The organism is Sphaerotilus sulfidivorans (genome assembly GCF_013426975.1).
GTDB lineage: Bacteria > Pseudomonadota > Gammaproteobacteria > Burkholderiales > Burkholderiaceae_C > Sphaerotilus > Sphaerotilus sulfidivorans.
In genome coordinates, this window is record NZ_JACCPY010000002.1 from 192,541 (window position 1) to 211,060 (window position 18,520).

Annotated in this window: 18 protein-coding genes; 16 read left to right on the forward strand and 2 right to left on the reverse strand. The window is 66.7% G+C overall.

Annotation, left to right across the window (positions count from 1 at the left end; all coding sequences use genetic code 11):
* The first annotated feature begins 9 nt into the window (after positions 1 to 9).
* From HZU84_RS01895 to HZU84_RS01965, 15 genes are all read left to right on the forward strand, one after another.
* Positions 10 to 609 (forward strand): NADH-quinone oxidoreductase subunit C, encoded by a 600-nt coding sequence (locus HZU84_RS01895; RefSeq protein WP_149503928.1) that lies wholly within the window; start codon positions 10 to 12, stop codon positions 607 to 609.
* 29 nt (positions 610 to 638) lie between these two features.
* Positions 639 to 1,892, forward strand: coding sequence for an NADH-quinone oxidoreductase subunit D (locus tag HZU84_RS01900; protein ID WP_149503927.1), 1,254 nt, complete (start codon positions 639 to 641; stop codon positions 1,890 to 1,892).
* A 35-nt stretch (positions 1,893 to 1,927) separates the two neighbouring features.
* The gene (gene nuoE, locus HZU84_RS01905) at positions 1,928 to 2,440 is read left to right on the forward strand and encodes an NADH-quinone oxidoreductase subunit NuoE (RefSeq protein ID WP_149503926.1); all 513 of its coding nucleotides are present in this window, start codon (positions 1,928 to 1,930) and stop codon (positions 2,438 to 2,440) included.
* A 16-nt stretch (positions 2,441 to 2,456) separates the two neighbouring features.
* Entirely contained in the window at positions 2,457 to 3,809 is a 1,353-nt protein-coding gene (nuoF, locus tag HZU84_RS01910) for an NADH-quinone oxidoreductase subunit NuoF (protein ID WP_149503925.1), read from the forward strand.
* A gap of 20 nt (positions 3,810 to 3,829) precedes the next feature.
* The gene (gene nuoG, locus HZU84_RS01915) at positions 3,830 to 6,145 is read left to right on the forward strand and encodes an NADH-quinone oxidoreductase subunit NuoG (protein ID WP_149503924.1); all 2,316 of its coding nucleotides are present in this window, start codon (positions 3,830 to 3,832) and stop codon (positions 6,143 to 6,145) included.
* Positions 6,146 to 6,171: 26 nt separating this feature from the next.
* The gene (gene nuoH, locus HZU84_RS01920) at positions 6,172 to 7,230 is read left to right on the forward strand and encodes an NADH-quinone oxidoreductase subunit NuoH (RefSeq protein ID WP_149505271.1); all 1,059 of its coding nucleotides are present in this window, start codon (positions 6,172 to 6,174) and stop codon (positions 7,228 to 7,230) included.
* 24 nt (positions 7,231 to 7,254) lie between these two features.
* On the forward strand, positions 7,255 to 7,746 hold the full coding sequence (gene nuoI, locus HZU84_RS01925; RefSeq protein WP_256365849.1) for an NADH-quinone oxidoreductase subunit NuoI: 492 nt from the start codon (positions 7,255 to 7,257) through the stop codon (positions 7,744 to 7,746).
* A gap of 84 nt (positions 7,747 to 7,830) precedes the next feature.
* Positions 7,831 to 8,490, forward strand: coding sequence for an NADH-quinone oxidoreductase subunit J (locus HZU84_RS01930; RefSeq protein WP_037482721.1), 660 nt, complete (start codon positions 7,831 to 7,833; stop codon positions 8,488 to 8,490).
* The gene (nuoK, locus tag HZU84_RS01935) at positions 8,487 to 8,792 is read left to right on the forward strand and encodes an NADH-quinone oxidoreductase subunit NuoK (protein WP_037482719.1); all 306 of its coding nucleotides are present in this window, start codon (positions 8,487 to 8,489) and stop codon (positions 8,790 to 8,792) included. Before HZU84_RS01930 ends, nuoK begins: the two co-directional genes overlap by 4 nt.
* 21 nt (positions 8,793 to 8,813) lie before the next feature.
* Positions 8,814 to 10,829, forward strand: a complete 2,016-nt coding sequence (gene nuoL, locus HZU84_RS01940) for an NADH-quinone oxidoreductase subunit L (protein WP_149503923.1) — start codon at positions 8,814 to 8,816, stop codon at positions 10,827 to 10,829.
* Positions 10,830 to 10,845: 16 nt separating this feature from the next.
* Entirely contained in the window at positions 10,846 to 12,318 is a 1,473-nt protein-coding gene (locus HZU84_RS01945) for an NADH-quinone oxidoreductase subunit M (RefSeq protein ID WP_149503922.1), read from the forward strand.
* 19 nt (positions 12,319 to 12,337) lie between these two features.
* Complete coding sequence (gene nuoN, locus HZU84_RS01950; protein ID WP_149503921.1) at positions 12,338 to 13,819, forward strand: NADH-quinone oxidoreductase subunit NuoN; 1,482 nt, start codon at positions 12,338 to 12,340, stop codon at positions 13,817 to 13,819.
* A gap of 16 nt (positions 13,820 to 13,835) precedes the next feature.
* Positions 13,836 to 14,135 carry a DUF2818 family protein gene (locus HZU84_RS01955; RefSeq protein ID WP_149503920.1) on the forward strand — a complete coding sequence of 100 codons (300 nt, stop codon included), beginning with the start codon at positions 13,836 to 13,838 and terminating at the stop codon, positions 14,133 to 14,135.
* 5 nt (positions 14,136 to 14,140) lie between these two features.
* Positions 14,141 to 14,761 (forward strand): NUDIX domain-containing protein, encoded by a 621-nt coding sequence (locus HZU84_RS01960; protein ID WP_149503919.1) that lies wholly within the window; start codon positions 14,141 to 14,143, stop codon positions 14,759 to 14,761.
* 9 nt (positions 14,762 to 14,770) lie between these two features.
* A complete protein-coding gene (locus HZU84_RS01965) occupies positions 14,771 to 15,265 on the forward strand; it encodes a DUF1178 family protein (protein ID WP_149503918.1) in 495 nt (164 codons plus the stop codon).
* Between the two features lie 54 nt (positions 15,266 to 15,319).
* On the opposite strand, the gene HZU84_RS01970 is transcribed toward HZU84_RS01965, so the two are convergent.
* Together HZU84_RS01970 and HZU84_RS01975 are read right to left on the reverse strand one after the other, a co-directional pair.
* Positions 15,320 to 16,753 carry an FAD-binding oxidoreductase gene (locus HZU84_RS01970; protein WP_149503917.1) on the reverse strand — a complete coding sequence of 478 codons (1,434 nt, stop codon included), beginning with the start codon at positions 16,751 to 16,753 and terminating at the stop codon, positions 15,320 to 15,322.
* Positions 16,750 to 17,220 carry a DUF2069 domain-containing protein gene (locus HZU84_RS01975; RefSeq protein ID WP_149503916.1) on the reverse strand — a complete coding sequence of 157 codons (471 nt, stop codon included), beginning with the start codon at positions 17,218 to 17,220 and terminating at the stop codon, positions 16,750 to 16,752. Before HZU84_RS01975 ends, HZU84_RS01970 begins: the two co-directional genes overlap by 4 nt.
* A gap of 58 nt (positions 17,221 to 17,278) precedes the next feature.
* Here HZU84_RS01975 and HZU84_RS01980 point away from each other — a divergent pair, with 58 nt between their 5' ends.
* Positions 17,279 to 18,505 carry a YihY family inner membrane protein gene (locus HZU84_RS01980; protein WP_310734028.1) on the forward strand — a complete coding sequence of 409 codons (1,227 nt, stop codon included), beginning with the start codon at positions 17,279 to 17,281 and terminating at the stop codon, positions 18,503 to 18,505.
* The last annotated feature ends 15 nt before the right edge of the window (positions 18,506 to 18,520 follow it).

The window sequence follows — 18,520 nt, forward strand, 5'->3', positions numbered from 1 at the left end:
GAAATCGACATGACCCAGAAACTCGACACCCTGCAGGCCGCGCTCGAGCGCATTCTCGGCGATCGCGTGACCAGGCTGGTCCGCGCACGCGGCGAGCTCACGATCACCGTCAAGGCGGGCGACTACTTCGCCGTCTGCAAGACGCTGCGCGATCATCCGGACCTGGCCTTCGAGCAGCTGATCGACCTGTGCGGCGTGGACTACAGCACCTACCGCGACGGTGAATACGACGGCCTGCGCTATGCGGTGGTCTCGCACCTGCTGTCGGTCAGCAAGAACTGGCGTCTTCGCATCAAGGTGTTCGCGACCGACGACGACTTTCCGGTCGTGGCCGCGGTCACGCCGCTGTGGACGGCCGCCAACTGGTTCGAGCGCGAGGCCTTCGATCTGTACGGCATCGTCTTCGAAGGCCATGAGGATCTGCGCCGCATCCTGACCGACTACGGCTTCATCGGTCACCCGATGCGCAAGGACTTCCCGGTCACCGGCCATGTCGAGATGCGCTACGACCCCGAGCAGAAGCGCGTGATCTACCAGCCGGTGACGATCGAGCCGCGCGAGATCACCCCGCGCGTCATCCGCGAAGACAACTACGGCGGTCTGCACTGAGCGGCGCGGCACCAGAGGTTTGATGAGCCATGGCTGAGATCAAGAACTACACCCTGAACTTCGGTCCGCAGCACCCGGCGGCCCACGGCGTGCTGCGCCTGGTGCTGGAGCTCGACGGCGAAGTCATCCAGCGTGCGGACCCGCACATCGGTCTGCTGCACCGCGCCACCGAGAAGCTGGCCGAGCACAAGACCTTCATCCAGTCGCTGCCGTACATGGACCGTCTCGACTACGTGTCGATGATGTGCAACGAGCATGCGTACTGCCTGGCGATCGAGAAGCTGCTCGGCATCGAGGTGCCGGAGCGTGCGCAGTACATCCGCGTGATGTTCAGCGAGATCACCCGCCTGCTGAACCATCTGCTGTGGCTGGGCTGCCACGGCATGGACTGCGGCGCGATGAACATGCTGATCTACTGCTTCCGCGAGCGCGAGGACCTCTTCGACATGTACGAGGCGGTGTCGGGCGCGCGCATGCATGCGGCCTATTTCCGTCCGGGTGGCGTCTACCGCGACCTGCCGGACTCGATGCCTCAGTACAAGCACAGCAAGATCCGCAACGCCAAGGCGATGGCCAAGCTCAACGAGAACCGCCAGGGCTCGATGCTTGACTTCATCGAGGACTTCGTGCGCCGCTTCCCGAAGCTGGTCGACGAGTACGAGACGCTGCTGACCGACAACCGCATCTGGAAGCAGCGCACCGTCGGCATCGGCGTGGTGAGTCCGGAGCGTGCGCTCAACCTGGGTCTGACCGGCGCGATGCTGCGCGGCTCGGGCATCGCCTGGGATCTGCGCAAGACGCAGCCCTACGATGTCTACGACCGCATGCAGTTCGACATCCCGGTGGGCGTGAACGGCGACACCTACGACCGCTACCTGGTGCGCGTCGAGGAAATGCGGCAAAGCAACCGCATCATCCAGCAGTGCGTCGACTGGCTGCGCAAGAACCCCGGTCCGGTCATCACCGACAACCACAAGGTGGCCCCGCCTTCGCGCGTCGAGATGAAGACCTCGATGGAAGAGCTGATCCACCACTTCAAGCTCTTCTCCGAAGGCTTCCACGTCCCCGAGGGCGAGGCCTACGCGGCGGTCGAGCACCCGAAGGGCGAGTTCGGCATCTACCTGATCAGCGACGGGGCCAACAAGCCCTACCGCATGAAGATCCGCCCGCCCGGCTATGTGCATCTGGCGGCGCTCGACGAGATGTCGCGCGGCCACATGATCGCCGACGCGGTCGCCATCATCGGCACGATGGACGTCGTGTTCGGCGAGATCGACCGCTGAGTCCGAAGATCACTGAAGTCCGCTGAGAACCATCCATGTTCAGTGAAGCCACCCTGGCGCGGTTCGCGCGCGAAGTTGCCAAGTACCCGGCCGAGCAGAAGCAGTCGGCCGTGATGGCGTGTCTGTCGATCGCCCAGCAGGAGCAGGGCTGGGTCTCGCCGGAGGCCGAGAAGGCCATCGCCGACTATCTGGGCATGGCCCCGATCGCGGTGCGCGAGGTCACGACCTTCTACAACATGTACAACCAGCGTCCGGTCGGTCAGTTCAAGCTGAACGTCTGCACCAACCTGCCGTGCCAGCTGCGCGACGGCCAGAAGGCGCTGGAGAACCTGTGCAAGGAACTCGGCATCGAGGACGGCGGCACCACGCCCGACGGCGTGTTCACCGTGCAGAAGTGCGAGTGCCTGGGCGCCTGCGCCGACGCGCCGGTGATGCTGGTCAACGATCGCCAGATGCTCAGCTACATGAGCGACGACCGCCTGAAGGAACTGGTGAAGGTGCTGCGTGCCAGCGCCAAGCCGGCTGCCGCGGCCGCAAAGAAGAACTGAACGGAGTGGACAGGCCATGACGCTCGCGCTCGATCTCTCGAAGTTCCAGGCCACCGGCCTGGAAACCTGTTTCCATGACCGCCACATCAACCCGCAGATCTATGCGGGTCTGGACGGCAGCAACTGGCGCCTGAAGGACTACGAGGCCCGTGGCGGCTATCAGGCCCTGAAGAAGATCCTGGGCAAGGACGGCGGCGCCGGTCTGACCCAGGATCAGGTCATTGCCGAGGTCAAGGCCTCCGGCCTGCGCGGCCGCGGCGGTGCAGGCTTCCCGACCGGCCTGAAGTGGAGCTTCATGCCGCGCGCGCTGCCGGTGCAGAAGTACCTGGTCTGCAACACCGACGAAGGTGAGCCGGGGACCTGCAAGGACCGCGACATCATGCGGTACAACCCGCACATCGTCATCGAGGGCATGATCATCGCGGCCTACGCGATGGGCATCTCGGTCGGCTACAACTATGTGCACGGCGAGATCTTCGAGGTCTACGAGCGCTTCGAGGAAGCGCTGGAAGAGGCCCGCGCGGCCGGCTACCTGGGCAACAACATCCTGGGCTCGAGCCACAGCTTCCAGCTGCACGCGCACCACGGCTTCGGCGCCTACATCTGCGGCGAAGAGACCGCGCTGATCGAGTCGATCGAAGGCAAGAAGGGCCAGCCGCGCTTCAAGCCGCCGTTCCCGGCCAGCTTCGGTGTCTACGGCAAGCCGACGACGATCAACAACACCGAGACCTTCGCGGCGGTGCCCTGGATCATCCGCAACGGCGGCCAGGCCTATCTCGAGTGCGGCAAGCCGAACAACGGCGGCACGAAGATCTTCTCGATGGTCGGCGACGTGCAGCGTCCCGGCAACTACGAGATCCCGATGGGCACGCCCTTCAGCAAGCTGCTGGAGCTGGCGGGCGGCGTCAAGGGCGGCAGGAAGCTCAAGGCGGTGATTCCGGGCGGCTCGTCCTCGCCGGTGCTGCCGGCCGACATCATGATGGCCTGCACGATGGACTATGACTCCATCGCCAAGGCCGGCTCGATGCTGGGCTCGGGCGCGGTCATCGTGATGGACGAGACCCGCTGCATGGTCAAGAGCCTGCTGCGCCTGTCCTACTTCTACGCGCACGAGTCCTGCGGCCAGTGCACGCCGTGCCGCGAGGGCACCGGCTGGCTGTTCAAGATGGTCGAGCGCATCGAGCACGGCCACGGTCGTCCCGATGACTTGGCGCTGCTCGACAACGTCGCAGAGAACATCATGGGCCGCACCATCTGCGCGCTCGGCGACGCCGCGGCGATGCCGGTGCGCGGCATGCTCAAGCACTTCCGCGACGAGTTTGCCCACCACATCGAACACAAGACCTGCAAGGTCCCGTCGTACATCTGATCTGATCGGGGCAGACGAACATGGTTGAAATCCAACTCGACGGCAAGAAGGTGGAAGTGCCCGAAGGCAGCATGGTGATGCATGCGGCCGAGAAGGCGGGCACGATGATTCCGCACTTCTGCTATCACAAGAAGCTCTCGATCGCGGCCAACTGCCGCATGTGCCTGGTCGACGTGGAGAAGGCTCCGAAGCCGATGCCCGCCTGCGCAACCCCGGTGACGCAGGGCATGATCGTGCGCACCAAGAGCGACAAGGCGATCAAGGCCCAGCAGTCGGTGATGGAGTTCCTCCTCATCAACCACCCGCTGGACTGCCCGATCTGCGACCAGGGCGGTGAATGCCAGCTCCAGGACATGGCGGTCGGCTACGGCAAGGGCGCCTCGCGCTACGAGGAAGAGAAGCGCGTCGTCTTCCACAAGGAGGTCGGCCCGCTGATCTCGATGGAGGAGATGAGCCGCTGCATCCAGTGCACCCGCTGCGTGCGCTTCGGCCAGGAGATCGCCGGCCAGATGGAGCTGGGCATGGTCAACCGGGGCGAGCACTCGGAGATCACCACCTTCGTCAACGGCACGGTCGACTCCGAGCTGTCGGGCAACATGATCGACATCTGCCCGGTCGGCGCGCTCACCAGCAAGCCCTTCCGCTACTCGGCCCGCACCTGGGAGCTGTCGCGTCGCAAGAGCGTGAGCCCCCATGACTCGACCGGCGCGAACCTGATCGTGCAGGTCAAGAACCACAAGGTGCTGCGCGTCGTGCCGCTGGAGAACGAGGCCGTCAACGAGTGCTGGATCGCCGACCGCGACCGCTTCAGCTACGAGGCCCTGAACAGCGATGCCCGCCTGACCCAGCCGATGGTCAAGCAGGGCGGCCAGTGGAAGAACGTCGACTGGACGGTCGCGCTGGAATATGTCGCCAACGGCCTGAAGAACATCAAGTCGCAGCATGGCGCCGCCTCGATCGGCGCGCTGGCCTCGGCCACCAGCACCAGCGAGGAACTCTTCCTGCTGGGCCAGCTGGTGCGCGGCCTGGGCAGCCAGAACATCGACCACCGCCTGCGCCAGAGCGACTTCCGCGTGGACGCCGGCGCGGTGCGCTGGCTGGGCCTGCCGATCGCCGAGCTGTCGTCGGTCGACCGTGCGCTGGTCATCGGCTCCTTCCTGCGCAAGGACCATCCGCTGTTCGCGCAGCGTCTGCGCCAGGCGGCTCGCCATGGCGCGCAGGTCATGCGCATCGGTGCGCAGGCCGAGGACTGGGCGCTGCCGGTCGGCGCGGAGATCGTCGCGGCCCCGTCGCAGTGGCTGTCGGTGCTGATCGAGGTCGCGGCCGCCGTGGCCACCGCCAAGGGCGTGACTGCGCCGCTGGCGGTGCAGCCGGGTGAACAAGCCCAGGCCATCGCCGAGGCGCTGCTGTCGGGCTCGAAGGGCGCGGTGCTGCTGGGTCAGGCGGCTTCCGCCCACCCGCAGGCAGCCGAGCTGCTGTCCATCGCCAACTGGATCGCCGCGCAGACCGGCGCGTCCTGCGGCTTCCTGGGTGATGCTGGCAACCAAGTCGGCGCCCAGCTGGTCGGCGCGCTGCCGGGCCAGGGCGGCCTGAATGCCGCCGAGATGCTGGCCAAGCCGCTGAAGGCCTATCTGCTGTTCAACACCGAGCTGGTGCTGGACGCGGCCAACGCCGCCCAGGCCGCCAAGGCGCTGGCCGCGGCCGAGATGGTCGTCGCCTTCAGCCCCTTCCAGGCCAATGTCGAGTTCGCCGACGTGATCCTGCCGATCGCGCCGTTCACCGAGACCGGTGGCAGCTTCGTCAACGCCGAAGGCCGCGTGCAGTCCTTCCACGGCGTGGTGCGTCCGCTGGGCGAGACCCGTCCGGGCTGGAAGGTGCTGCGCGTGCTGGGCAATCTGCTGGGCCTGAACGCCTTCACGCAGGAATCGGTCGAGGACGTGCGCGCCGCTGCCGGCCTGAACGATGCCGCCAAGGTGTCGGCCCGCCTGTCCAACGCCAGCAGCGCCACCCCGCAGCTGGTCGCGGCCCCGGCGGGTCTGCAGCGCATCGCCAACGTGCCGCTCTACGCCACCGATTCGGTCGTGCGTCGCGCGCCCTCGCTGCAGGCCACCGCCGATGCCGCCGCGCCGCTGCTGGCCATTGGCACCGCACTGGCCGCGAAGCTGGGCGTGCAGACCGGTGCCAAGGTCCGCGTCAAGCAGGGCGAAGGCAGCGTCGTGCTGCCGGTGGCCATCGATGCCACGCTGGCCGCCGACACCGTGCGCGTCAGCGCCGGTTGCCCTGAAACCGCCGCGCTCGGTGCCGTCTTCGGCACCGTGAGCCTCGAGCGCGCCTGAGTCGCCGTCGCAGAAAAGAGCTGATGATGCTGGATACCCTGCAAACCACCGGCGCCGCGACCCTGGGAGGTGCGTGGCCCGTCGTCTGGACCCTGCTGAAGATCGTCGCGGTGCTGCTGCCGCTGCTGGGCTGCGTGGCCTATCTGACGCTGTGGGAGCGCAAGGCCATCGGTCGCACCCAGGTGCGTCCGGGCCCGAACCGCGTCGGCCCGATGGGTCTGCTGACCCCGATCGCCGATGCGGTCAAGCTGATCTTCAAGGAGATCATCGCCCCGACCGCCGCGAACAAGGGCCTGTTCTTCCTCGGCCCGATCATGACCATCATGCCGGCGCTGGCCGCCTGGGCGGTCGTGCCTTTCGGACCTGAGGTCGCGCTGGCCAATGTCAACGCCGGCCTGCTGTTCCTGATGGCGATCACCTCGCTCGAGGTCTACGGCGTGATCATCGCCGGCTGGGCCTCGAACTCGAAGTACGCCTTCCTGGGCGCGATGCGCGCCTCGGCGCAGATGGTCAGCTACGAGATCGCGATGGGCTTCTGCTTCGTCGTGGTGCTGATGGTCGCCGGCAGCCTGAACATGAGCGACATCGTCGTCAGCCAGACCAAGGGCCAGTTCGCCGACATGGGCCTGAACTTCCTGTCCTGGAACTGGCTGCCGCTGCTGCCGATCTTCGTCATCTACTTCATCTCGGGTCTGGCCGAGACCAACCGCCACCCGTTCGACGTGGTGGAAGGTGAGGCGGAAATCGTCGCCGGTCACATGATCGAGTACTCGGGCATGTCGTTCGCGATGTTCTTCCTGGCCGAGTACGCCAACATGATCCTGGTGTCGATGCTGGCCGTGCTGATGTTCCTGGGGGGCTGGGATGCGCCGGTCGCGGCCCTGAGCTTCATCCCGGGCTGGATCTGGCTGGGCATCAAGACCTTCGTGGTGGTCACGATGTTCCTGTGGGTGCGTGCGACCTTCCCGCGCTACCGCTACGACCAGATCATGCGTCTGGGCTGGAAGATCTTCATTCCGCTCACGCTGGTGTGGCTGGTGGTGGTGGGTCTGTGGATCCAGTCGCCCTGGAACATCTGGAAATAAATCGAGCCAGCAAGGAAGCACACCGTGTCTGCTGTCAAGGATTTCGTCTCCAGCTTCATGCTGCTGGAGCTGCTCAAGGGAATGAAGCTGACGGGTCGTCACTTCTTCCAGAAGACGGTCACCGTCCAGTTCCCGGAAGAGAAGACGCCGCTGAGCCCGCGTTTCCGCGGCCTGCATGCGCTGCGCCGCTACGAGAACGGCGAGGAACGCTGCATTGCCTGCAAGCTGTGCGAAGCGGTCTGCCCGGCAATGGCCATCACGATCGAGGCCGGCGAGCGCAAGGATGACGGCAGCCGCCGCACCACGCGCTACGACATCGATCTGACCAAGTGCATCTTCTGCGGCTTCTGCGAGGAAAGCTGCCCGGTCGACTCGATCGTCGAGACGCACATCTTCGAATACCACGGCGAGAAGCGCGGCGACCTGTACTTCACGAAGGACATGCTGCTGGCCGTCGGTGATCGGTACGAGAAAGAGATTGCAGCCAACAAGGAGGCGGACGCCAAGTACCGGTAAGCCATTCCACCCAGACTCGCTGGTGCCGTCATGGTGACGGTGCCGGGCCGGGCTGGGCCTGCGCATCGAGTACCCGACATCGACATGGACACGACCACCGCGCTCTTCTACGTCTTTTCCGCCGTGCTGCTGTTCTCGGGCTTCCGGGTCATCACGGCCCGCAGCCCCGTGCATGCGGCGCTCTTCCTCGTGCTGGCCTTCTTCAGCGCCTCGTGCGTCTGGATGCTGCTGCATGCCGAATTCCTGGCCATCTCCCTGGTCCTGGTGTACGTCGGCGCCGTCATGGTGCTGTTCCTGTTCGTCGTGATGATGCTCGACATCAATCTCGACCTGCTGCGCCAGGGTTTCTGGAAACATTTCCCGGTCGCCGGCCTGGTTGGCGTGATCATCGCGCTGGAAATGGCCTGGGTGCTGCAGCGCGGCTTCAACGTGCCGGATCCGAAGCCGATGCCGGGTGCCGAGACCGTGCCCAACACCAAGCTGCTGGGCATCGAGATCTACACCGACTATCTCTACCCGGTCCAGCTCGCCGCGGTGCTGCTGCTGGTGGCGATGATCGCCGCGGTGGCCCTGACGCTGCGTCGTCGCAAGGATGTGCGCGGCCAGAACCCGTCGGAGCAGGTCAAGGCGAAGAAGGCCGACCGCCTGCGCATCGTCAAGATGGACGCCGTGCGCGAGCTGCCCTCCCAGCCCGCCGCCGAGACGACCGCACCGGCCGCTGACGCCGCGAAAGGAAAGGCATGATCACCCTCGGACACTACCTGACGCTGGGCGCGATCCTGTTCGCGCTGTCGGTGATCGGCATCTTCCTGAACCGCAAGAACCTGATCGTGCTGCTGATGGCCATCGAGCTGATGCTGCTGTCGGTCAACCTGAACTTCGTGGCCTTCTCCCACTACCTGGGTGACATGGCCGGCCAAGTCTTCGTGTTCTTCATCCTGACGGTCGCTGCGGCCGAATCCGCGATCGGTCTGGCCATTCTGGTCGTGCTGTTCCGCAACCGCTCGACCATCAACGTCGACGAGCTCGATTCGCTGAAGGGCTGACGCCAAGGGGAAAACCAGAAAATGTCTCAGCTCTCGCAATCGACACTGCTGGCGGTTCCGCTGGCGCCCCTGGCGGGCGCCATCATCGCCGGCTTCTTCGGCAAGGCCGTGGGTCGCACAGGCTCGCATGTGGCCACCATTCTTGGCGTGCTGGTCGCGCTGATCCTGTCGGTGATGACGCTCATCGACGTGATCGGCGGCGCACGCTTCAACCAGACCGTCTACGAGTGGATGGTGCTGGGCGACCTGAAGATGGAAGTCGGCTTCATGGTCGACGGCCTGACGGCGATGATGATGTGCGTGGTGACCTTCGTGTCGCTGATGGTGCACATCTACACCATCGGCTACATGGAAGAGGATCCGGGCTACCAGCGCTTCTTCAGCTACATCTCGCTGTTCACCTTCTCGATGCTCATGCTGGTCATGAGCAACAACTTCCTGCAGCTGTTCTTCGGCTGGGAAGCGGTGGGCCTGGTCTCCTACCTGCTGATCGGCTTCTGGTACAAGAAGCAGACGGCGATCTTCGCCAACATGAAGGCCTTCCTGGTCAACCGGGTCGGCGACTTCGGCTTCATCCTGGGCATCGGCCTGATCGCGGCCTACGCGGGCACGCTGAACTACACCGAGGCCTTTGCCAAGGCCGACGAGTACGCCAAGCTGGGCTTCGACAATCCGTTCGGCGGCGAGCCGTGGATGCTGATCACCGTGACCTGCATCTGCCTGTTCATCGGTGCGATGGGCAAGTCGGCGCAGTTCCCGCTGCATGTCTGGCTGCCGGACTCGATGGAAGGTCCGACCCCGATCTCGGCGCTGATCCACGCGGCGACCATGGTGACGGCCGGCATCTTCATGGTGACGCGCATGAGCCCGCTGTTCGAGCTGTCGGACACCGCGCTGAACTTCATCCTGATCATCGGCTCGATCACCGCGCTGTTCATGGGCTTCCTGGGCATCATCCAGAACGACATCAAGCGGGTGGTCGCCTACTCGACGCTGTCGCAGCTGGGCTACATGACGATCGCGCTGGGCGCCTCGGCCTACTCGGTCGCGGTGTTCCACCTGATGACGCACGCGTTCTTCAAGGCGCTGCTGTTCCTCGGCGCGGGCTCGGTCATCATCGGCATGCACCATGACCAGGACATCCGCAACATGGGCGGCCTGCGCAAGTACATGCCCATCACCTGGATCACCTCGCTGCTGGGCAGCCTGGCGCTGATCGGCACGCCGTTCTTCTCGGGCTTCTACTCGAAGGACTCGATCATCCTGGCCCTGGGTGCGAGCAACCTGGCCGCAGCGCCGATCGCGCTGACCGCGGCGGTGGCCGGCGTCTTCGTGACCGCCTTCTACTCGTTCCGGATGTACTTCCTGGTCTTCCACGGCAAGGAGCACTTCCATCACAAGCCCTTCCCGGGCGAGCACGACCATCATGACGACGACGGCCACGGCCATGCGCACACGCCGCACGAGTCGCCCTGGGTGGTGACGGTGCCGCTGCTGCTGCTGGCGATTCCGTCGGTGGTGATCGGCTACCTGACGATCGAGCCGCTGCTGTTCGGCGACTTCCTGAAGGATGCGGTCCATGTCGACGCGGCCCGCCATCCGGCGATGGCCCAGCTGGCCGAGCACTTCCATGGCGCGGCGGCCATGGCCACCCACTCGCTGGTCACGCTGCCGCTGTGGCTGGCGGTCGGTGGCGTGGTGACCGCCTATGTCTTCTACATGCTGGTGCCTGCTGTTCCTGCCTTCTTCGCCCGCGCGCTCGCGCCGCTGGTGACGCTGATGGAAAACAAGTACTACATGGACTGGATCAACGAGCACATCTTCGCTGCGGGTGCACGCCTGCTGGGTCGCGGCTTGTGGAAGGTGGGTGACGTGACCCTGATCGACGGCGCAGCCGTCAACGGGTCCGCTCGCCTGGTCGGCTGGATCGGCTCGCTGGTGCGACTCCTCCAGACCGGTTACATCTACCACTATGCACTGGTCATGCTTGTCGGCGTCTTCGCGCTGATGACGTGGTTCGTGTGGCTGCATCGCTGAGCGGAGGCACCTGAACATGGCATACCTCTCTCTTGCGATCTGGATCCCGATCGTCTTCGGGATCATCCTGCTGGCCGTCGGCCGCGATGATCAACCCGGCACCGCGCGCTGGATCGCGCTGGTCGGCTCGCTGGTCAGCTTCCTGGTCACGATCCCGGTGATCACCGGCTTCGACAACTCGACGGCTGCGATGCAGTTCGTCGAGAAGATCAGCTGGATCCCGCGCTTCAATGTCAACTACCACCTGGGTGTCGACGGCATCTCGATGTGGTTCGTCCCGCTGACCGCCTTCATCACCGTGCTGGTGGTGGGAGCCGGCTGGGAGGTCATCACCGACCGCGCGCACCAGTACATGGGCGCCTTCCTGATCATGTCCGGCCTGACGGTGGGCGTGTTCTCGGCGGTCGACGGCCTGCTGTTCTACGTCTTCTTCGAGGCGACCCTGATCCCGATGTACATCCTCATCGGCATCTGGGGCGGTCCGCGCCGCGTCTACGCCGCGATCAAGTTCTTCCTGTACACGCTGGCCGGCTCGCTGCTGATGCTCGTCGCGCTGATCTACCTGTACTACAAGTCGGGTGGCAGCTTCGACATCCTGACGTGGCACAAGCTGCCGCTGCCGATGGACGTGCAGACGCTGATCTTCTTCGCCTTCCTGGCCGCCTTCGCGGTGAAGGTGCCGATGTGGCCGGTCCACACCTGGCTGCCGGACGCCCACGTCGAGGCGCCCACCGGCGGCTCGATGGTGCTGGCCGCGATCATGCTGAAGCTGGGCGCCTACGGCTTCCTGCGCTTCTCGCTGCCGATCGCGCCGGACGCCTCGCATGAGTGGTCCTGGCTGCTGATCACGATGTCGCTGATCGCCGTGATCTACATCGGTCTGGTGGCGATGGTGCAGAACGACATGAAGAAGCTGGTCGCCTATTCGTCGATCGCGCACATGGGCTTCGTCACCCTGGGCTTCTTCTTCTTCAGCGAGCTGGGCATTTCCGGCGGTCTGGTGCAGATGGTCTCGCACGGCTTTGTGTCGGGTGCGATGTTCTTCTCGATCGGCGTGCTGTACGACCGCGTGCACTCCCGTGAGATCGCCAGCTACGGCGGTGTGGTCAACACGATGCCCAAGTTCGCCGCCTTCGCGGTCTTCTTCGGCATGGCCAATGCCGGTCTGCCGGGCACGGCAGGCTTCATCGGCGAGTGGATGGTCATCCTGGGTGCGGTGAAGTACAACTTCTGGATCGGCCTGCTGGCCGCCACCGCGCTGATCTTCGGCGCCGCCTACACGCTGTGGATGGTCAAGCGCGTCTACTTCGGCGATGTCGCCAACGACCATGTCCGCGAGCTGACCGACATCAACGCCCGCGAATTCGCGATCCTGGCGATCCTGGCCCTGTGCACGCTGGGCATGGGCCTGTATCCCAAGCCCTTCACCGACGTGATGCATGTGTCGGTGACCGAGCTGATCCGCCACGTCGGCGTCTCGAAACTGTGATCACGGAGCGCTGCACCCCATGACTGCAATGAACTGGCTCGCGGTGTATCCCGAGATCTTCCTGCTGGTGATGACCTGCGTGGTCGCGCTGGCCGACCTCTTCGTCACCGACCCGAAGCGCACGCCGACCCATGTGCTGACGCTGCTGACGCTGGCCGGCGTCGGCGCGATGCACTGGACCTACATCCAGGACGGCGAGACCCTCTATGCGATGAACCGCATGGTGGTGTCCGATCCGATGGGTCACCTGCTGGCCCTGTTTGCGGTGATCGCGATCGCGGTCACGCTGATCTACGCGCGTCCCTATGCCGAGAGCCGCGAGATGCTCAAGGGCGAGCTGTATTCGCTCAGCCTGTTCTCGCTGCTGGGCATCTCGGTGATGGTGTCGGCCAACAACCTGCTGGTGACCTACATCGGCCTGGAACTGATGAGCCTGTCGCTGTACGCGCTGGTGGCGCTGCGCCGCGACCACGCCCAGTCGACCGAAGCCGCGATGAAGTACTTCGTGCTCGGCGCGCTGGCTTCCGGCTTCCTGCTCTACGGCATGTCGATGCTGTATGGCGCGACCGGCTCGCTGGACATCGGCACCATCTTCGACGTCATCGCCAAGGGCGAGGCCAACCGTCAGGTGCTGACCTTCGGTCTGGTGTTCATCGTCTCCGGCCTGGCCTTCAAGCTCGGCGCCGTGCCCTTCCACATGTGGGTGCCGGACGTCTACCAGGGTGCGCCGACCGCCGCCACGCTGCTGATCGCCGGTGCGCCGAAGATCGCCTCCTTCGGCATGGCGATGCGTCTGCTGGTCGACGGCATGATGGGTCTGGCGGCCGACTGGCAGCAGATGCTGGGCGTGCTGGCGGTGTGCTCGCTGCTGATCGGCAACCTGGCGGCGATCGCGCAGACCAACCTCAAGCGCATGCTGGCCTATTCGACCATCGCGCAGATGGGCTTCCTGCTGCTGGGCATGATCGCCGGCGTGGTCAACGGCAACACCCTGTCGGCCGCCAACGCCTACAGCTCGTCGCTGTTCTACATCCTGACCTATGTGGTCACGACGCTGGGCACCTTCGGTCTGATCATGCTGCTGGCGCGCCAGGGCTTCGAGGCCGAGGACATCGTCGACCTGGCCGGTCTGCACAAGCGCAGCCCGGTGCTGGCCGCGGTGATGGCGATCTTCCTGTTCTCGCTGGCCGGCGTGCCGCCGATGGTGGGCTTCCATGCCAAGCTGGCGGTGCTGCAGGCACTGATCTCCACCAATGATCCGGTGCTGATCCAGCTGGCCATCTTCGGTGTGGTGATGTCGCTGATCGGCGCCTTCTACTACATCCGCGTCGTCAAGGTCATGTACTTCGACGAGCCGAAGGACAGCGCCACGATCGTCATCGCCGGCGGCCCGCGCACTGCGCTGTCGCTCAACGGCGCGGCGGTGCTGCTGCTGGGCATCATCCCGGGCGGCCTGATGACGCTGTGCTCGCAGGCCATCGTCAAGTCGCTGGCCGGCTGACGACGGAGTCCGTGAGGTGAGCTCATCCGCCTCGATCTGGCTGGTGCTGCTGCTGGCGGCGGTGCTGGCCAACCTGCCGTTCGTCACCGAGCGGCTTCTGGCCTTCGGCCCGCTGCGCGCGCCCAAGGCCCTGGCCTGGCGCCTGCTGGAGCTGCTGCTGCATACCGGGATCGTCATCCTGGTCGGGCGGCTGCTGGAGTCACGCGCCGGCCAGATGGTCCCGCAGGGCTGGCAGTTCTACGCCGTGCTGCTGTGCCTGATGCTGACGCTGGCCTTTCCCGGCTTCGTCTGGCGCTATCTGCGCCGTCAGCGCTGAAGTCCATGCTGCCTGATCTTGCCGATCTGCCCGAGGGCGACGACCACCTGCGCGAGCAGCGCCTGGACTCGACGCTGGCCCACTCGGGCCGCTTCCTGCAGGTGATGCACGACACGGTGCGCCTGCCCGACGGCTCGGTCTCCTACCGCGAATACATCGTCCACCCGGGCGCGGTCATGGTGGTGCCGATCCTCGACGACGGCCGCCTGCTGCTCGAGCGCCAGTACCGCTATCCGCACCACCGCGCCTTCATCGAGTTTCCCGCGGGCAAGATCGACGCCGGCGAGGCGGGCATCACCTGCGGCGTGCGCGAGCTGCACGAAGAGACCGGCTGCAGCGCCGCCGAGTGGGCGCTGGCCGGCGAGCTGCGCAACGCGATCGCCTATTCCGACGAGCGCATCGAGATCTGGTTCGCACGCGGCCTGACGGTCGGCGAGCGCCGGCTCGACGAGGGCGAGTTCCTCGATGTCTTCGCCGCCAGCGAGCAGCAGCTCTCCGACTGGATCCGCGACGGCGAGGTGACCGATGCCAAGACGATGATCGCGCTGCTGTGGCTGCAGCAATGGCGCGCCGGCCGCTGGGCCTTGGACTGGCGGCCTGCCGAGGCCTGGAGCCGCGGCCGATAATTCCGGTCCATGAAAGTATTCGATCTGCAGTGCGAGGCCGGGCACGGCTTCGAGGGCTGGTTCGGCTCCGAGGAGGACTACCAGTCCCAGTGCGCGCGCGGCCTGCTGACCTGTCCGCTGTGCGGCAGTGCCGAGGTGGTGCGCCTGCCCTCGGCGCCGCGGCTGAACCTGTCGACCTCGCGGGCCGAGACCCCGAGCGCACGCTCTGCGGCACCGGTCCAGGTGCCGTCGACCCGACCGGTCTCCCATCCGGCCCCGGCGGCCACGCCCGAGCGGCAGCAGGCCGAGGCGATCTTCCTGCAGGCGGTGCGCCATGTGCTGGCGCATACCGAGGATGTCGGTCCGCGCTTCGCCGAGGAAGCCCGGCGCATTCATCACGGCGATGCCGAGGCCCGCGGCATTCGCGGCCAGGCCACGCCCGAGGAGCGTCGCGAGTTGCGCGAGGAGGGCATCGAGGTGCTTGCGCTGCCGGTGCCCGAAGGGCTGGACGGCCCGCTGCAGTAGATGCAGCCAACAAGGCCCCTGGGATGAGCCGGGCGGGTTCGCTGCGTCGGGCTTTCAGCCTGCCGGCAGCATCCGGTCCGGGTTCATCCGGCCGTCCGGGTCCAGTGCCTGCTTGATCGAGCGCATCAGCGCCAGCGCCACCGGCGACTTGCGCCGCTGCAGCTCGTCGCGCTTGAGCCGGCCGATGCCGTGCTCGGCCGAGATCGTGCCGCGGTGTGCCTGCACCGCATCGTGCACCAGCATGTTGACCGCGTCTTCCTGCGCGTCCAGGAAGCGGCCCGGATCCTCGCCCTCGGGCGCCTGCACGTTGTAGTGCAGGTTGCCGTCGCCCAGGTGGCCGAAGGTGACCGGGCGCACGCCGGGCCAGCGCGCGCGCAGCGCCGCATCCGTGCGGGCCACGAACTCGGGAATCGCCGACACCGGCAGCCCGATGTCGTGCTTGATGTTGAGCCCCTCGGCCGACTGCGCCGCCGACACCGACTCGCGCAGCTGCCACATCGCGCGCGACTGCGCCAGCGACTGCGCCACCGCCGCGTCGCCGATCATGCCCGCGTCCAGCGCGCGCGCCAGCAGCGCCTCGAGCAGGCCCTGCGCATGGGCCTCGCCCTCGCTGTCGGAGAGTTCCAGCAGCACCGTCCAGGCGCAGGCCGACAGCGGCTGCGGGATCTGCGGGAAATGCCGTGCCACCAGCGACAGCGCATGCCGGCCGATCACCTCGAAGCCGGTCAGCGCGTCGCCCGCCTGGCTGCGCGCCAGGCGCAGCAGCGCCACGCAGGTCTCGAGCGAGTCGCAGGCCGCCAGCGCGGTGCGGGTGGCCGCCGGCTGCGGCTGCAGCTTCATGACCGCGGCGGTGATCACGCCCAGCGTGCCCTCGCTGCCGATGTAGAGGTGGCGCAGGTCGTAGCCGGTGTTGTCCTTGCGCAGGCCCGACAGCCCGTCCCAGATCTCGCCGGCGGGCGTGACCACCTCCAGTCCCAGGCAGAGCTCGCGGGCGTTGCCGTGGCGCAGCACCTGGGTGCCGCCGGCATTGGTCGCCAGATTGCCGCCGACGGTGCAGCTGCCCTCCGAGGCCAGGCTCAGCGGCAGCCACAGCCCTTCGGCCTCGGCGGCCTGCTGCGCGGCCTGCAGCACGCAGCCGGCCTCGACCGTCATCGTCAGATTGGCCGGATCGATCGCACGCACCCGCTCGAGCCGGCGCAGGCTCAGCAGCAGCTGCGTACCGCTGGCGTCGGGCACCGAGGCGCCGACCAGGCCGGTGTTGCCGCCCTGCGGCACGACCGCGACGCGGTGCTCGGCGCACAGGCGCATCACCTGCGCGACCTCCTCGGTCGTGCCGGGCCGGGCCACCGCCAGCGCGCGGCCCGGCCAGCGCCGGCGCCAGTCCAGCGTCCAGGCCGACAGGTCGCCTTCGCGCAGCACCTGCGCCGGGCCGATCCGGGCTGCAAGCTGCTCGAGAAACTTCGGGGTGTCCAGGCTCTCCAGGCTCATGCGGCGGGCTCTGCGGTCTTTTCTGCAGCCAGCAGACGGCCGGCTGCCAGCCGTGCACGCACATGCCAGGCGCAGGCGCCGAACAGCAGCACCGACAGCACGATCTCGGTCAGGGCCAGCGCCGGGCCCAGGCCGCGTTCGCCCAGCACCCGCACGCCGCCCTCGGCCGCGTAGAGCCAGACCGCCAGACTCAGCCAGCGGTAGGTGTAGAGCCGCATGCGCCACAGGCCGGGCAGGGCCAGCACCAGCGGCACCACCTTGATCGCCAGCGTGCCGCGCCCGGTCGGGGCCAGCACCAGCTCCCACAGCAGCCCCAGCACGACCAGCGCCAGGCACAGTCCGAAGGTCAGCCAGCGGCTGCGCTGCACCGCGGGCGTGGGCGGTCGCGGCTGGCCGTCGACCGGATCGACCGGATCGGTGGAATGGGCGGCAGTCGGGTGGGGCGAGGGGACGGGAGCGTCGTTCATGTGGGCGGGGATCGTGTTCGTTCCCGGGCGGGCCGGGGGCTTTGGCATGATATCCGTCATGAATATCTCCCGATCGCACTGGCCCTGGCGCGAGACCCTGCAGACCCTGCGCCAGCGCTTTCGCGAAGACCGGCTGGGCGTGGCGGCCGGCAGCCTGACCTTCACCACCACCGTCTCGCTGGTGCCGCTGCTGACGGTGGCCTTCGCGATCTTCACCGTCTTTCCGATGTTCGCCAGCCTGCGCAAGGCGCTGGAGCTGTACTTCCTGCAGAACCTGGTGCCTGACGCGATCGCGCGGCCGGTGCTGCAGCAGCTCACGCTGTTCGCCACCAAGGCCAGCCGGGTGGGGGCGGTGGGTCTGGTGGTGCTGTTCTTCACCGCGATCGCGATGCTGCAGACCATCGACCGTTCGCTCAACGCGATCTGGCGGGTGCGTCAGCCCCGGTCGCTGACCCGCCGGGTGCTGGTGTACTGGACCACCGCCACGCTCGGGCCGCTGATGCTGGGCTTCAGCCTGTCGCTGACCTCCTGGGCCCTGACCGCGTCGCGCGATGTGGTCGAAAGCCTGCCGGGCGGGGTGGCGCTGCTGCTGGGGCTGGCCGAGCTGCTGCTGATGGCCCTGGGCGCGGCGATGCTGTTCCGCTTCGTGCCCAACACCCAGGTGCGCTGGACCCATGCGTTGGCGGGCGGGATCTTCGTCGCGGTGGCCTTCGAGATCGCCAAGAAGCTGCTGGCCTGGTACTTGAGCCTGGTGCCGACCTACACCACGATCTACGGCGCCTTCGCGACCCTGCCGATCCTGCTGATCTGGATCTATCTGGGCTGGGTCATCGTGCTGCTGGGCGCGGTGGTGGCGGCCTACATGCCCAGCCTGGACCTGCGGGTGCGCCGGCGCGAGTACCGGCCGGGCTGGCGCTTCGTGCTGGCGCTGGAACTGCTGGGCGAGCTGGCCCGGGCGCGTCAGACGCCAGCGCGCGGCATGGCGCTGGCCGCGCTGTGCGAGCGCCTGCGTCTGGACCCGCTGCAGGCCGAGCCGGTGCTGGAGGTGCTGCAGCGCCTCGACTGGATCGGGCTGCTGGCCGAGGACGGCGAGGCGCGCCATGTGCTGCTGGCCGAGCCGGCGGCCACGCCTCTGGCCCCGCTGGTCGAGCGGCTGCTGCTGGCCGGCGATCCGCTGCTGCAGCCGCTGCAGCAGCGCACCGGCCTGTCGGAACTCACCCTGGCCGATGCCCTGGCCAGGCCTGGGGAGCCTGACTGCCTGGATCCGCAACATTCCGTGAACTGAAGTCCGGCAGCGTGG